Annotated in this window: 16 protein-coding genes; 4 read left to right on the top strand and 12 right to left on the bottom strand. The window is 68.5% G+C overall.

Annotation, left to right across the window (positions count from 1 at the left end; genetic code table 11):
• The first annotated feature begins 31 nt into the window (after positions 1-31).
• Positions 32-253 (top strand): hypothetical protein, encoded by a 222-nt coding sequence (locus ABD333_RS29225; RefSeq protein ID WP_344545730.1) that lies wholly within the window; start codon positions 32-34, stop codon positions 251-253.
• 22 nt (positions 254-275) lie between these two features.
• Here ABD333_RS29225 and ABD333_RS29220 read toward each other — a convergent pair whose 3' ends face one another.
• The 8 genes from ABD333_RS29220 to ABD333_RS29185 form a co-directional block, all read right to left on the bottom strand.
• The gene (locus ABD333_RS29220; protein WP_344545729.1) at positions 276-752 is read right to left on the bottom strand and encodes a DUF3237 domain-containing protein; all 477 of its coding nucleotides are present in this window, start codon (positions 750-752) and stop codon (positions 276-278) included.
• Between the two features lie 11 nt (positions 753-763).
• The gene (locus ABD333_RS29215; RefSeq protein ID WP_344545728.1) at positions 764-2,446 is read right to left on the bottom strand and encodes a CocE/NonD family hydrolase; all 1,683 of its coding nucleotides are present in this window, start codon (positions 2,444-2,446) and stop codon (positions 764-766) included.
• A gap of 30 nt (positions 2,447-2,476) precedes the next feature.
• Positions 2,477-3,283: an ABC transporter ATP-binding protein gene (locus ABD333_RS29210; protein WP_344545727.1), complete on the bottom strand. Its 807-nt coding sequence runs from the start codon at positions 3,281-3,283 to the stop codon at positions 2,477-2,479.
• Positions 3,280-4,281, bottom strand: coding sequence for an ABC transporter ATP-binding protein (locus ABD333_RS29205; RefSeq protein WP_344545726.1), 1,002 nt, complete (start codon positions 4,279-4,281; stop codon positions 3,280-3,282). Before ABD333_RS29205 ends, ABD333_RS29210 begins: the two co-directional genes overlap by 4 nt.
• Positions 4,278-5,138 (bottom strand): ABC transporter permease, encoded by an 861-nt coding sequence (locus ABD333_RS29200; RefSeq protein WP_344545725.1) that lies wholly within the window; start codon positions 5,136-5,138, stop codon positions 4,278-4,280. Before ABD333_RS29200 ends, ABD333_RS29205 begins: the two co-directional genes overlap by 4 nt.
• A complete protein-coding gene (locus ABD333_RS29195; protein WP_344545724.1) occupies positions 5,135-6,094 on the bottom strand; it encodes an ABC transporter permease in 960 nt (319 codons plus the stop codon). The genes ABD333_RS29200 and ABD333_RS29195 overlap by 4 nt, the downstream gene beginning before the upstream one ends.
• A 2-nt stretch (positions 6,095-6,096) precedes the next feature.
• The gene (locus ABD333_RS29190) at positions 6,097-7,713 is read right to left on the bottom strand and encodes an ABC transporter substrate-binding protein (protein WP_344545723.1); all 1,617 of its coding nucleotides are present in this window, start codon (positions 7,711-7,713) and stop codon (positions 6,097-6,099) included.
• A gap of 336 nt (positions 7,714-8,049) precedes the next feature.
• Positions 8,050-8,631 (bottom strand): TetR/AcrR family transcriptional regulator, encoded by a 582-nt coding sequence (locus ABD333_RS29185; RefSeq protein WP_344545722.1) that lies wholly within the window; start codon positions 8,629-8,631, stop codon positions 8,050-8,052.
• Between the two features lie 127 nt (positions 8,632-8,758).
• Between ABD333_RS29185 and ABD333_RS29180 the strand changes: the two genes are divergently transcribed.
• On the top strand, positions 8,759-10,174 hold the full coding sequence (locus tag ABD333_RS29180) for an amidase (RefSeq protein ID WP_344545721.1): 1,416 nt from the start codon (positions 8,759-8,761) through the stop codon (positions 10,172-10,174).
• Between the two features lie 435 nt (positions 10,175-10,609).
• On the opposite strand, the gene ABD333_RS29175 is transcribed toward ABD333_RS29180, so the two are convergent.
• Together ABD333_RS29175 and ABD333_RS29170 are read right to left on the bottom strand one after the other, a co-directional pair.
• Positions 10,610-10,978, bottom strand: coding sequence for a hypothetical protein (locus tag ABD333_RS29175; protein WP_344545720.1), 369 nt, complete (start codon positions 10,976-10,978; stop codon positions 10,610-10,612).
• A 7-nt stretch (positions 10,979-10,985) separates the two neighbouring features.
• Positions 10,986-11,417, bottom strand: a complete 432-nt coding sequence (locus ABD333_RS29170) for an ATP-binding protein (RefSeq protein ID WP_344545719.1) — start codon at positions 11,415-11,417, stop codon at positions 10,986-10,988.
• A gap of 100 nt (positions 11,418-11,517) precedes the next feature.
• On the opposite strand from ABD333_RS29170, the gene ABD333_RS29165 reads away from it, so the two are divergent.
• Together ABD333_RS29165 and ABD333_RS29160 are read left to right on the top strand one after the other, a co-directional pair.
• Positions 11,518-12,336 carry a DUF5753 domain-containing protein gene (locus tag ABD333_RS29165; protein WP_344545718.1) on the top strand — a complete coding sequence of 273 codons (819 nt, stop codon included), beginning with the start codon at positions 11,518-11,520 and terminating at the stop codon, positions 12,334-12,336.
• A complete protein-coding gene (locus ABD333_RS29160) occupies positions 12,333-12,527 on the top strand; it encodes a DUF397 domain-containing protein (protein WP_344545717.1) in 195 nt (64 codons plus the stop codon). The genes ABD333_RS29165 and ABD333_RS29160 overlap by 4 nt, the downstream gene beginning before the upstream one ends.
• 226 nt (positions 12,528-12,753) lie before the next feature.
• Here ABD333_RS29160 and ABD333_RS29155 read toward each other — a convergent pair whose 3' ends face one another.
• A complete protein-coding gene (locus tag ABD333_RS29155; protein ID WP_344545716.1) occupies positions 12,754-13,179 on the bottom strand; it encodes a hypothetical protein in 426 nt (141 codons plus the stop codon).
• Positions 13,180-13,246: 67 nt separating this feature from the next.
• Complete coding sequence (locus ABD333_RS29150; protein ID WP_344545715.1) at positions 13,247-13,453, bottom strand: DUF397 domain-containing protein; 207 nt, start codon at positions 13,451-13,453, stop codon at positions 13,247-13,249.
• Between the last annotated feature and the right edge of the window lie 12 nt (positions 13,454-13,465).

The raw sequence follows: 13,465 nt of genomic DNA, 5'->3' as shown, positions 1-13,465 counted from the left end.
CCTCCTCACGGGTAAGGGCCCGGTACAGGAGGTGAACGGCATGCTGGCAGAAGCATCCCCGACCGGCGCGAACATTCTTCTGATCGTCGGGCCCATCATCATCGCCCTGGCGCTCATCACGTGGCTGGGCCTGACCCTGTACGCCAAACGAAAGCGCCTCCGCCACCCGGAACGCGTCCACGGCAAGGCGACCAAACGAGGCCCCGTAGCAGGCGGCATCATCGAAGGCGACCCAGGCCAACGCAAACCCTAAACCCGCCGCGCTCAGGCGAGGTTCACAGGAGGGCGTACATGCGGATGGCGACGGCGTGCTCGTCTTCGCCGGCGGGCCGGGCGAGACCGACGAAGACGGTCTGGGCGAGCCATCGGTGGGCTGGGGCGTCGGTACGGAAGGTGGGAGACGTGCGGTAGTAGATTCCCGCCCGGGACACCTCCAGGTCACCGTCGTACTGGTCGGGGCTGGTGGGCTCTTCCTCGTGGTAGTAGCCCCGGTTCACGATGTCGATGACCGCGCCGTCGTCGGCCTCCAGCAGGTAACGGGCGTCGAGCTGGCAGATCCGGCCGCGGGTGCTGGACCAGTCGCCGCCTCTGGGCAGGACCTTCCCGCGCAGCATGGGTCCCTCGACCGTGCCTCCGATGATGGGGGTGAAGTCGGTGCTCTCCCCATCACCGTGCCCGACGTGCAGGGTGGGGGAAAGGTCGGCGTGGATCTCGAACGCGAAGGTCAGCGCGGGAGTGAACGTATCGGCCATGGTCGGCTCCTTTAGGGGTGAACGGTGGGACGGGTGTCGCGGAGTTGGTCGGGTTGCCGTCCGCCGATCCGCAGGCAGGCGGCACTGCCACCGCCGACGGTCAGTTCCCGCGGGCTCGGGAAGGCCGGCGTGGTCGTCCACGGGTCGGTGCCCGCGGGAGCTTCGGCGATGTAGTCGGGGAACTCGCTGCTCATGAGGTCGAGGGCGAGGCGGTGCCCCGCGCGGAGCCGGTAGGCGACGTCGAGAAGGTCCAGTACGGTCGCTCCGGGCCCCGGCTCCTCGGGCAGGCGTACCTGCGCCTTGGTGATCAGGTAGGCCGCTCCGCCGGCGTCCACGTCCAGCAGCCGCGCGTGGACATGGGCCGCGGCCGGTGCGTTCAGGCTCAGCCGCAGCGTCACGGTGCCGAGGAGATCGAGTGGCTCGTCCAGCGCGGGGCCCAGGAAACGGACCACGTCCTCGCGCTGTCCGACCGGGCCCAGATCCGACCGGTCGAAGACGGCCGCGAACGGGTTCGCCCCCGCCGAAGGCACGAGGTCGCCGGGATCGTGGATCCACCGCAGCGACGCTTCGCGCACCGGCGCCTCAGCGGTCAGGCTCGGCGACGGTCCCGCGGAGAGATGGAGAGTGAGCTCGGACGACTCCGGAGGAGGCCACCTGTCGCTCGTCCGCCACTCGCCATGGCACAGCTCGTACCGGACCCGGGGGTGATCAGCCAGGTCGCCGCCGCCACGTTCCAGCACGGCGTCGAAGAACTCCAAGGCCGGGTCCAGGTAGCGCGGCAGCAGACGGTCCAACGCCTCGGGATCCTCGGCGTGGTCGTTCCACGGGTCGATCGGCGCGTCGCTCAGCCGGTAGTTCTCGTGGTCGATCGCCTCCAAGCGCAGATAGAGGTGCTCGGACCAGCCAGGGTGCCGCGACAGCGCGCGCACGTCGTGCCAGGACCAGATCGCGCAGTTGTCGAACCACCCGATCGTGTACAGCGCCGGTACGGGCGGGCTGGCCAGCAGTGCCGTCAGGGGTCGCGGGACGAACGGGGACCGGCCCGCGAACTCGGCGTCGAAGTTGACCGACCGTTCGCCGATCTCCGTGAAGAAGTCCTCGAACGCCGCCCGCAGCGGCCGTCTGCTCCAGTCGGGTTCCCATTCGTACCGGTCGGCGTCCACGTAGTGGGAGGCGAAGTACATCTTGCGGGAGATCTGCTCGACATCACGCGACCCGTCGCCGTACTCCAGGACCATCGACAGCTGCGAGCCGGTCAGCCGCGGCGAGATCGCCCGCAGGGCGGGATGCCCGCTGATCGCGGCCGCGATGGCGGTGTGGCCGTAGTACGAGTCGCCCCACATCACGACGTCGCCGTCGCACCAGGGCTGCTCGGTGAGCCACTGGATCGTGTCGTGTCCGTCGTCCACCTCGTGCACGGCGAACTCGGTCGCTCCCTCGGACCGGTATTTGCCGCGGACGTCCTGGACGACCACGTGGTACCCGCGGGCCAGGAAGTACCGGCTGATCTGCGGCATGAAGCAGTACACGCCGTCCTTGTCGTAGGGCAGCCGGACCAGGATGACGGCCCCCGGCCGCCCGGAGGAGGCGAGGTACAGATCGGCCGCAAGCCGGACCCCGTCCCGCATGGGGATGGTGAGTTCCGTGGCATCGGCGGGCACGGAGGCAGGTCCGACCTTTTTGACTATGGGCATGCGATGTCTCCGCGTTGAGGTGGGGGGCGGTCAGGAGAGGTCGAGCGCACGGCGGTCCTGGGCCACGCGGTCGAGGTCCCAGCCGGGTGAGGGGATCGAGTCGAGCAGGAGCCGGGTGTAGGGGTGTTGCGGACTGCGCAGGATCTGCTCGGTCTCGCCGCGTTCGACGATGCGGCCGTGCCGCATCACGATGGCCGTTTCGGTGACGTAGCGGACCACCGCCAGGTCATGGCTGACGAAGACGTAGGAGATGCCCGACTCCCTGCGCAGCCGGTCGAGCAGGGTGAGGATCTGTGCCTGGATCGAGACGTCGAGTGCCGCGACCGCCTCGTCCAGGACCAGGACCCGCGGGGCGATGCCGAGCGCGCGGGCGATGGCCGCGCGCTGCCGCTGGCCGCCGGACAGGTCGCGGGGCAGCGCGCCGGCGACGCGGCTGCTGAGCCCGACCTGGTCCAGCAGCTCCTCCACGCGGGCGCGGTGCTGCTTGGCCGGGCCGGGGGCATGCAGCCTGAGCGGCTCGGCGATCGACTGCGCGATGGTCTGGCGGGGATCGAACGAGCCGTACGGATCCTGGAAGATCAGCTGGAGTCGCCCGGCCTGCCGGCGCCGGGCACGGCGGGAACTCCACTCGACGGGCCGGCCGTCGAGGAGCACGGCCCCGGACGTCGGGCGCTCCAGCCCGGCCAGGATGCGCGCGGTCGTCGTCTTGCCCGATCCGGACTCGCCGACGATCCCGAGCGCCCCGCCCGGCATGAGCTCGAAGCCGACGTCGTCGACCGCGGTGACGTTTCCGAAGGTCTTCGTCAGCGAGGAGACGCTGAGAACGGGACCGCTCATGGGGCGCCGTCTCCTTCCGGATGATGGCATGCGGCCAGCGACTTGCCGTACGGGCGCGGGGCGGGGACCTCGGCGGCGCAGACGTCGTCGGCGAGCGGGCAGCGATCGCGGAACGAGCACCCCGAGGGCGTCTCGGCCAGCGCCCTGGGAGTGCCCTTGATGGCCTTGATCGCGGCACGGTCGCCGTGAACGGAGGGGCTGGCTTCGAGCAGTGCCCTGGTGTACGGGTGGGCGGGCGCCTGGAACAACGATGTCCCGGCCGACTCCTCGACGATGCGGCCCGCGTACATCACGTAGACGCGGTCGCAGATGGCCGCGGCGAGGTCCAGGTCGTGGGTCACGAAGAGCATGCCGGTGCCGTGGACCCGTTGCAGGTCCTTCAACACGGCGATGACCTCGGCCTGGGTGGTCACGTCCAGCGCCGTGGTGGGCTCGTCGGCCAGCAGCAGCGCCGGCTCGGCCGACAGCGCTCCAGCGATCATGACCCGCTGGAGCATGCCGCCGGAGAACTCGTGCGGGTACTGCCGCAGCGCGCGCCGCGGGTCCCGGATGCCGACCTGGCCGAGCAGCTCCTGGGCGCGTGCGGTGGCCGCCTTGGCGCGAACGCCGCGCGCCCGCATGCCCTCGGTGAGGTAGTCGCCGATCCGGCGCACCGGGTTGATCGACACCCGCGGGTCCTGGAAGATCATGGCGGCCCGGGTCCGGCGCAGCTCGCGCAGTTCCCGGCGCCCGGCGGCGAGCACATCGAGGCCCCCGACCACGACCGTGCCGGTCGCCCGCGACCCGCGCGGCACCATGCCCAGCGCCGCCCGCGCCGTGAGCGACTTGCCGGAGCCGGACTCGCCGACCAGACCCACCGTCTCGCCGCGCGCCACCGTGACGGTGACGTCGGCCAGCAGCGGGACGGCGCCCTCGCCGGTTCCGATGGCCAGGCTCAGCCCCTCGATGCCGAGGGCATCGTCGCCGATCGCGGTCTGTTCGTTCATGAGCATCGTCATCTCTGCTTCCTGCCGACCGAGGCGCCGACGTGCTCGCCGACGAGGTTGACGCAGACGACGGTCACCAGCACCGCCAGCCCGGGCAGCAGGCCGCTCCAGACCTCGCCCTGCAGGATGGCGCCGCGTTCCTGGCTGATCATCGAGCCCCAGTCCGCCTCGGGCGGCCGGACGCCGAGCCCCAGAAAGGAGAGCGAGGCCAGATCCATCAGCGCGTAGCCGAACGAGAGCGCGCCTTGGGCGAGGAGTACGGGAAGGACGTTGGGCAGCAGATGGCGCAGCGTCACCCACCACTCGCCGAAGCCCATCACGCGGTAGCTCTCCACGTACGGACGCGCGCCCTCCTGCAAGGCCACGCTGCGGACGACCCGGCCGATGAACGGCGTGTAGCTGACGGCCAGGGCGCAGATGGGCGCGAGCAGGCCCGGCCCGGACACCGCCACCACGAGCATCGCCAGCAGCAGGCTGGGAAACGAGAAGACGATGTCCATGGCGCGGGACAGGACGGCATCGACCCATCCACCCGCGCGGGCCGCGAGCAGCCCGATCGCGGTGCCGAGCAGCCCCGACAGCAGCACGACCGCCAGCGGCGCCAGCAACGACAGCCGCGCCCCGTACATCAGCCGCGACAGCAGGTCGCGCCCGACGGAGTCGGTGCCCAGCCAGTGCCCTTCGGTGCCCGGCGGCGCCAGGGAGTCCAGCAGGCTGGTGGCCTCTGGCGAGTGCGGTGCCAGGACCGGGGCCAGGACCGCCGTACCGGCGATCACGGACAAGGTCACGACCGCGATCCAGAGGCTGAGCGGACGGCGCCGCCGCTGCTTGGCACCCCTTGCCCGCAGCGCGGGGATCGTCAGGGTCATCGGCCCAACCTCCCGATCCTCACGCACGGGTCGACCAGCGGCATCGCCAGGTCGACCAGCGTGTTGAGCAGCACGAACAGCGCCACGGCGAACAGGGCGATGCCCTGCACGACCGGGAAGTCCCGCCGGGACACCGAGCTGACCAGCAGGGCGCCGATGCCGTCCAGGCCGAACGCGGTCTCCACGACGGCGGTGCCCACGAACAGGCTGGCCACCAGCACCGCCATGATGGTGAGCAGCGGTGCCAGCGCGTTGCGGACCACATGCCGGCGGATCACCGCCGCACCGTTCACCCCGCGGCTGCGCGCGGCCTCCACGTGCTCGCGGCCCAGCTCGTCGGTGAACGCGGCGTGACCGACCCGGGCCAGCACCCCGAAGGCGGCGATGGCCATCGCGGTCGCGGGCAGCGTCAGGTGCCACAGGCGGTCGGCGAGACCGCTGCCGGCGCCCGTGGCGGGGAACCAGCCCAGCCCGACCGCGAAGACGCTCAGCAGGCAGATGGCCGCCACGAACGGCGGCGTCGCCGTGGCCACGCCCGCCGCGACGCCCGCCAGCCGGTTGGCCAGGCCCCCCTTGACGGCGGAGATCAGCGCCACCATCAGCCCGAATCCGATCGCCAGGGTCGCCGAGTAGAGGATCAGCAGCCCGGACACCGCGAGCCGGCTCGTCAGGAGCGCGGTGACGCTGGTCTGGTAGTTCATCGACGTGCCGAGGTCGAGCCGGAGCACATCGCCGAACCAGCGGAGGTAGCCCTCGACGAAGCCCTGGTCGAGCCCGTGCTCGTGCCGGAGGGCCTCGATCTGATCGGGGGTGAGCCGCCGCCCGGCGCTCAGGGCCAGGACCGGATCCCCGGGAACCAGGCGGAGGGCGCCGTAGATGACGACGGAGGCGAAAAGAACGGTGAGTGTCGCGCCGATGGCGCGCCTGCCCAGCCGGCCGGCCAGTGTCCGGGACATGATCACGCCCCGCCCAGCGTGGCCGCCCAAGGCGTGTTCACGTAGCTCTGCCGCGGGACGAGGCCGGTCAGACGGGAGGCGTGGTAGACGTTGACGTACTGCGTCACGATGGGGATGTTGACCAGGTCCTTGGCCATGATGCCCTGAGCCTTGGCCACCAGCCGGGCCCGCGCCGCAGGGTCCTCCTGAGCCATGGCGGCGAAGATGGCCTGGTCGTACTCCTTGTTGGCGTAACCGCCGAAGTTGTAGAAGCTGCCGACGGTGAAGAACTGGTAGTACGACAACGGCTCGGGGAAGTCGAGGTAGCCCCCGGCCAGCAACAGGTCGATGCCGGTCCGGGCGGCCGGTGAGCTGAAGACCGCGCCGAACTGCTCGGCGGTCATCGGCTTGAGCTCGATGTTCAGGCCCACCTGCTTGGCGGTGTCGGCGATCGCCGTGGCGGTCCGGGCGTTCTCCTCGATCGCGCTCGTGTATCCGAGAACGATCTTGCCCTTGGCCTTGGCGGAGCCCTTGACCAGCCCACGGGCCTTGTCGAGGTCCTGGACCGGCTCGGGCAGCTTGTCGTACTCGGCGCGGTAGACGTCCTGCCCGTACCCCCACGCCGTCGGCGGTACGAGCGCGCGCAGCGGCTGCGCGGTGCCCCGGTAGACCGACTTCAGGATCCCCTTGTAATCGATCAGCGACTGCAGCGCCTGCCGGACGGCGGGATCGCCCAGGGCGCCGTTCTTGTTGAGCACCGACAGGAAAGTGGGGCCCATGCTCTGCCCGTACAGCAGGCGGCCCTTGCCCGAAAGCTGGGCTGTCGCGCTCAGCGGAACGTTGAACTGACCGTCCACGTCGCCGCTGGCCAGCGCCGCGGTCTGCGCGGAGGGGTCGCTGATGAACGTGAAGCGCAGGTTCTTGACCTTGGGCTTGGCCGCGGTGTTCCACCAGGAGTCGTTGCGGGTGAGCGTGATGTTCTGGCCTTGCGACCAGGCTTGGGTCTTGTACGGGCCGGTGCACACGACACCGGCCCTGGCGGTGCCGAAAGCCTTGCCCGCCGCCTCGGCGGACGCCTTCTCCACGACGAAGAACGCGGGCATGGCGAAGAAGTTCGGGACCAGGGCGTCGGGCTTCTTCAGCTTGACGGTGATCGTGTTACGACCGGTGGACTCGATGCCGCGCAGGTTGACGGCCCAGCCGATCCACGACGAGCCCAGCTTGGGGTCGAGGATGCGCTTGACGCTGTAGACGACGTCCTCGGGGGTGACCGGCTTGCCGTTCCAGAACGTGACGCCGTCGCGCAGGTGGATCACGAAGGTGAGCGGGTCCGGATGGTCGACCTTGGTGGCCAGTGCGGGCCGGGGGCGGTAGTCCGGACCGAGGGTGAACAGGCCCTCGCACAGGTTCGCGGCGATGGTGCTGACCGACTCGATGGAGGACTGGGCGGGGTCGAGCGTCGGCGGTTCGCCGGCGGGGACGTTCCAGGTGACGGTGTCGACGTCCTTGGTCGGGGCTGCGACGGCGGTGGTGATAACCTTGGGTCTCGACTGATCGTCGGCCGTTCCGCCGCCGTTGGAGCACGCCGCGAGCGTGCAACAACCGATGAGCGTCAGTGCGGTGCGCAGGGGACGTGACATGGCAGAGACCCTTCGTGGTGCTGGGGTACGGGCCGAGTAGGACGGCGTCGCAGGCTGACGCGACGCGAGTGGCTCTTGAAGCGCCCGGCCTGGCACTTGCGGGCACGGCGCGTCCGGGCAGCCCGGTTCTGGGCACGGCTCATCAGCGCGATCGGTCGAACGACGTGGTCGGATGCGCGCTCGATGCAGGTGAAGGCGGGAAAGCCGGTCAGTGCGGCGGAGACCGGAGACGTGTGGAACGGCCAGATCTCAAGGGTCGGCCGTGCGTGCCGACCGGCGGTCCACGTGCCCGTGCCGGGTGGCGGTCCGGCGCCACATCGAGCGTTGACATGGTGGTTACCTCGACGAGCCGGTGGTCAGAAGGCGTACGAGCCGGTCGATGAGCGGCGTGACACTTTCGCTGTTCCAGCGTTCGGGGTCCTCCAGGCTGGATACGTAGAAACCGCGCAGTACCAGATGCATGATGTCGGCGGCGAACTCGGCGTCGGCCGCGCCCGCGAGGGCGGCGACCTCCACCAGTTGCGCCCGCCCCCGCCGTGCGTCCGTGGCGAGGACCTGCAGCGCCTCCGACTCCCGGCCGCTGCGACCGAGGATCTCCATGAAGAGGCGGCGCAACACCTCGTCGTTGCCGGTGGTCGTGCAGGCCCAGCGAGCCGTCGCGGCCAGCCGCTCCTTCTCCGGGAGCTCGTCGGCGACCTGTTCCATCTCCCCTCCCCACCCCTGGATCGCGTGCTCGACCGCATTGCGCAGGAGCGCCTCCCTGGTCGGCAGGTAGTTGGTGATGAGGGTCGTGGACCCGCCGACTCGCTTCGCCACGGCGCGGAGGCTCACTCCGTCGATCCCGCTGGTCGCCACGATGTCCAGGGTGGCGTCGGCGATGGCGGCCAGGCGTTGCGTGATATCGACCTCGATCGGCATGGACGGCAGCGTAACCCTGCCGATATAGAAAAACAACACCGTTGTACATCCCTGTTGCATCACGTACGCTCCTCGCCATGCGATCTGGCTCACAGCCTGGTGGCGGGGCCGTTAAACGAGGAGTGACATGGAGCTGTGGCACTTGCCGGCGACCGAGCTCGCGGCGGGAATCCGGGATCGGCGGATCTCGGCGGTCCAGGCCGTCCAGTCGTGTCTGGACCGGATCGAGGCCGTGAACCCCGGGCTGAACGCACTGCTCGACGTACGTCCCGAGGAGGCGCTCGCCGACGCGCGCCGGGCCGACGAAGCCGTCTCCGCGGGAACGGCGCTCGGCCCACTGCACGGCGTGCCCGTCTCCACCAAAATCAACACCGCGCAGCGGGGAAGCCTGACCACTCACGGCTTGGCGCCGCTGGCCGGCGTGCGAGCCGCGGACGACGACGCCGTCATCGCCGCGCTGCGTTCCGCCGGGGCGGTCTTCGTCGGCCGCAGCAACACGCCCGCCTTCTCCATGCGCTGGTTCACCTCGAACGATCCACACGGCAGGACGCTCAACCCGTGGAGCGCCGAACACACCCCGGGCGGCTCCAGCGGAGGCGCGGCCAGCGCGGTGGCCGCAGGCATGACCCCCATCTCCCAGGGCAACGACATCGCCGGCTCGGTGCGCTACCCCGCCGCCTGCTGCGGAGTGGTCGGCATCCGCCCGACGGTCGGATTGGTCTCCAACTGGGTCGCGCCGACACCGGTGGACCTCGAAGGCCCGCTCACCTTCCAGCTCTGGGCCGTACAGGGCCCGCTGGCCGGCACCGTGGCCGACGCGCGCCTCGCCATGAGAGCGATGGCGTCCCCGGACCTGCGTGACCCGTTCGGCATTCCGGCGCTGCCCGCACACCCGTCGGCCGGTGGACCGCTGCATGTCAAGGTCGTACGCGACGTGGGCCTGGCCAAGCCGCACCCGTCAGTGAGCGCCGCCCTGGACACCGCGGCCGGATGGCTGGCCGAGGCGGGCCACGTCGTGGAGGAGATCGAGCTGCCCCTGCTCGGCGAGGCCGCGCGACTGTGGCTGCTGCTCCTTTCAGAGGACGTACGGCCGCTGCTGCCCGGCATGCGCGACATGGGCGACGAGGCGACCCGCCTCAACATGACCTACTTGTACGAGGCGGCCGCGGAGCTCTGGGGCGACAAGCCCGACACCACGGCGTACATCCAGGGCTGGGCCCGCCGTGCCACGCTGATCACCAGGCTGCAGGAGCTGCTCGGCACCGACACGGTCCTGCTGACCCCGGTCTCGGCCGAGCCGCCGTTCGAGAACGACGCCGACATCCTGGACCCGGCCCGCGGCCGCGGCCTGTTCGCGGCGCAGTGGCCGATGACCTCCGTACCCGTCCTCGGTTTCCCCGCCGTCTCCGTACCCACCGCCGTCACCGACGGACTCCCGGTCAGCGTCCAGATCATCGGCGGCAGGTTCACCGAAGAACTCGTCCTCGACGTCGCCCAGACCATCGAGTCCCGAGCCCCCCGCATCACCCCACCCCTGGACTGAGCACCAGCGACTCCCTGGCCACCACGAGAGCACCCCGCCCCCGGGGCGCGGGAGAGCCCAAACTCCCCGCAACCATGGGGGCGGACTGGCTAGAGGGCCAGCTCGTCTCCTTGGTCTGGGGCAACTGGCTAACGGGCAAGACTTACTTCGTGAGCCTCAGCCTCATAGGCATTGAGCAACCGTGCCACTGAACCCTGTGCCCGACTGTCCAATGACCTATGGCGGGAACTGGTGGGGTGAACCATTGAAGGGATGGGGGTCTGAGGGCGGAGCCCCCAGCTTGGCCCGCGTTCAATGGGTTGTCGCAACACCTGAGGTGTAGGGGTGTGCGATGGGGGCGCGCCCCCAGACGCCGCCCTTCAGTGGTGCATCCCCTCCGTCCCGTTCCCGAGCGGCAACGGGGCGGCCTCTGGATGGGACTTGGGCTTGCCGACCTTAGGCGCTTGACCGAGCTTCAATCGCCTCGAAGATGTCGGCATCAGTCTCCCTCTGCCATTGCGGAAGCGCATCCCAATCGGCCACATACGACGGCTTTGGCTCGGGGATGTGCTTGTAGATCTGAGCGATCCAGCAGAGGGCGACGAAGCGTCCTTTCTGCTCCCTGGTGAGCCTGGCCGTCGCTCCGCCCGACACCGAAATGAAGTCGCTCACCTGCCGATGGACCGCCCCCGCGGCCTGCCGCTCCCAGTCGGGCATGTCATCCCACGGCGAGACGTAACCAGGCTTGGGCTCACCGGGAAAATGCTCGCGCACCCCGGCGATCCACGCCTCACGAAAGGCCTGGCCACCCAGGTCACTATTCATTTCGTCCTCACAGTTCTGCGATCCGCTCTGGATTGATCATGACACGGACGAGTTTCCCGCCTTCCGCGAGGCTTTCGACTGTCCATTCGTCCACCAATTGATCCACGATGAAGATTCCACGTCCGCCCGATGAGGTGAGATCAGCGGACTTCATGACGACCGGCTCCGCCGATTGGTCCCACACTTCGATGACCGCGCATCCTCCAGCTCCTCGATAGCAGCGGAGAACGACAAGCTGATCATGGCTCGATGCCCGCACGGCATTGGTGATCAGTTCCGAAGTGACCAGCCGCACGATGTAGTCGTCCCCGAGCTTCCAGTAGGACCACGCGAACGCGGCGATGTCACGAGCTTCCTTGATCGCGCTATTCACCGGCTTCAGCACCGCAGTGAAGATAAATGGATCTTCATTGCGTTCGAGTGGCCACGTGATGCTCATCGATGGTCCTTCGCTTTTGGTGGATCTGCTGACAAGCGTGCCCCCACGGGGCTAACTTGTCGCGTGTCGATTACACATCCGACACACCGGAGCGTGAGCAGTGGCCACCATCGAGTCACTCAACCCGGACGCGTCCTTCAAGCATTGGATAGCATCTGACCTGCGTTTTTGGCGGGAACGCGAAGGACATTCTCTTGCCCAGCTCGGCCTGGTCATGGGCGCCAGTCGGCACACTGTGTCGAACGTCGAGCATGCCCGCGACGGCTGGAATATGAACGAAGACCACGCCGGTCGACTGGACGATCACTTCCGCCTCAACGGCCACTTTGCGCGCCTTGTGCGCTATGCACGGACCGCCCACGATCCAGACTGGTTCGTCGAGTACACAAAGTATGAGCTCAAGGCACTGGAGATCCGCTTCTACCGGCTCTCGCTCGTTCCAGGCCTCTTCCAGACACCCGAGTACGCTCGCGCTCTGCTTACAGGCGCTCGCATAGTCGAAGATGTCGAAGCAGCCGTCGAGGAGCGCATGAAGCGGCGCGATGTCTTGACCCGGAAGAACGCTCCGCTGGTCTGGGTGCTCCTCGACGAAAGCGTTCTCGACCGACCAATCGGCGGGCCGCACGTGATGCGGCAGCAACTCACACTGCTGCGGGACGCTGGCGAGATGCGAAACGTCACGCTACAGATCGTGCCACAGTCCACGGGCTTCTACCGAGGGCTCGATGGTTCCTTCAACGGACTCACCATGGAGAAAGGAGACCTCGCGTTCGTTGAGGCACCAGGTGGGGGCCGACTGATCCAGGGCGACACAGAGATCCGGCGTTTCGGGGTACGTTGGGCTCAAATCGGAGCGAGCGCCCTACCCCGGGGCGCCTCGCAGGACCTCATAGAGCAAGCATTGGAGCGGCTCGAATGACTAAGTGGCGCAAGTCCAGCTACAGCGGCGGCGGAGGCGACGGTGGTCAAGACTGCATCGAGGTCGCGGCCTTGAACGGACTCGTTGGAGTACGGGACAGCAAGGCTCCCGATGCTGGACACCTGAACCTGTCGGCCGGTGGCTTCGCCGAGCTTATTGCCCGCGTGAAGCGGGACGAACTAGACCTCTGAAGGGATGTACCGCTGAAAGGGCTGGGGCTTGCTTCCAGCCTGGCCGTTGGGACGAGAGCCAATGAGATCGTTCGAGCGGTAGCGCGGGCCCTGGCCGGAGCGGTCGTGGACAAGCATGTGTCGACGTCGCGGACTTGAACGGGCTCGTTGGCCTCGTCGTCCATGTGAAGCGAGACGACCGAACTTGTCCAATAGAAGTTTCGGCACGGCCGTCGGGATCGGTCGTTCAGTGGCAGGACTGCTCAGTGCCGACGAGGCTGAGGCTCACGTAGTAGGTTCCGCCCGTCAGCCAGTTACCCCAGACGACATCTTGGCCCAGGCGTAGTTCGTAGAGAGCCCGCCCAAGCCGGGTTTCGTCATCGACGGTGTCGCCCAGGGTTACCTGTGCTCTGATCGCACGCCACTGCTCGGACAGCCATGCGGCGCCCTCGTCGGGCGTCTCGGCAATATGCCGTATGAGTCGTGCCGGCTTCTTGAGCCAGTCGCGGAGCACGAGCGGAGCCAGATCAGTATTGACGTCTCGGCGTGCGCCGTCATCTCGGTACTGGTTGCCTGTGGCTCGCCAGTGGTGGCAGTGCCAATGCAAACCGAGCTGCCTCCAGTGGTCTGGTGTTGAACTCTTCCAACTGTCGTAGTCGAAGCCCGAGCCCACGTGGGTGTCCTCTCAGCGGGCAGGTCCCGCCCGAGTGGCGGGGCCTGCCTATGGTGTGGGTTTGTCCTTAGCTCGCGGTCGTAAGTGCGGGTGACTCAGCGGGAAGGTCGAACTCACCCGCTTTGGCCCCGCCAATGAAGTCGGCCCACTCCTGGTGGCTGAACCGCGAGATGTTTCCCTGCTCGTCGGCTACGACGACTGCTTCGCGGACGATGGCGACATTCACACAGCCTTCGCTGCACGGACCGCCGCACTTACTGGATTTGATGAACACCCGGCCTCCTCG

The sequence above is a fragment of the Actinomadura fulvescens genome, assembly GCF_039533225.1.
Classification (GTDB): domain Bacteria; phylum Actinomycetota; class Actinomycetes; order Streptosporangiales; family Streptosporangiaceae; genus Spirillospora; species Spirillospora fulvescens.
This window is presented reverse-complemented; position numbering and strand designations above follow the sequence as displayed.

Bases quoted from the DNA above. Each gene is read 5' to 3' on its own strand.
- ABD333_RS29215 (WP_344545728.1), bottom strand. From the start codon at position 2,446: ATGCCCATAGTCAAAAAGGTCGGACCTGCCTCCGTGCCCGCCGATGCC.
- ABD333_RS29175 (WP_344545720.1), bottom strand. From the start codon at position 10,978: ATGAATAGTGACCTGGGTGGCCAGGCCTTTCGTGAGGCGTGGATCGCC.
- ABD333_RS29160 (WP_344545717.1), top strand. From the start codon at position 12,333: ATGACTAAGTGGCGCAAGTCCAGCTACAGCGGCGGCGGAGGCGACGGT.
- ABD333_RS29180 (WP_344545721.1), top strand. From the start codon at position 8,759: ATGGAGCTGTGGCACTTGCCGGCGACCGAGCTCGCGGCGGGAATCCGG.
- ABD333_RS29210 (WP_344545727.1), bottom strand. From the start codon at position 3,283: ATGAGCGGTCCCGTTCTCAGCGTCTCCTCGCTGACGAAGACCTTCGGA.
- ABD333_RS29205 (WP_344545726.1), bottom strand. From the start codon at position 4,281: ATGACGATGCTCATGAACGAACAGACCGCGATCGGCGACGATGCCCTC.
- ABD333_RS29185 (WP_344545722.1), bottom strand. From the start codon at position 8,631: ATGCCGATCGAGGTCGATATCACGCAACGCCTGGCCGCCATCGCCGAC.
- ABD333_RS29170 (WP_344545719.1), bottom strand. From the start codon at position 11,417: ATGAGCATCACGTGGCCACTCGAACGCAATGAAGATCCATTTATCTTC.
- ABD333_RS29200 (WP_344545725.1), bottom strand. From the start codon at position 5,138: ATGACCCTGACGATCCCCGCGCTGCGGGCAAGGGGTGCCAAGCAGCGG.
- ABD333_RS29190 (WP_344545723.1), bottom strand. From the start codon at position 7,713: ATGTCACGTCCCCTGCGCACCGCACTGACGCTCATCGGTTGTTGCACG.
- ABD333_RS29195 (WP_344545724.1), bottom strand. From the start codon at position 6,094: ATGTCCCGGACACTGGCCGGCCGGCTGGGCAGGCGCGCCATCGGCGCG.
- ABD333_RS29220 (WP_344545729.1), bottom strand. From the start codon at position 752: ATGGCCGATACGTTCACTCCCGCGCTGACCTTCGCGTTCGAGATCCAC.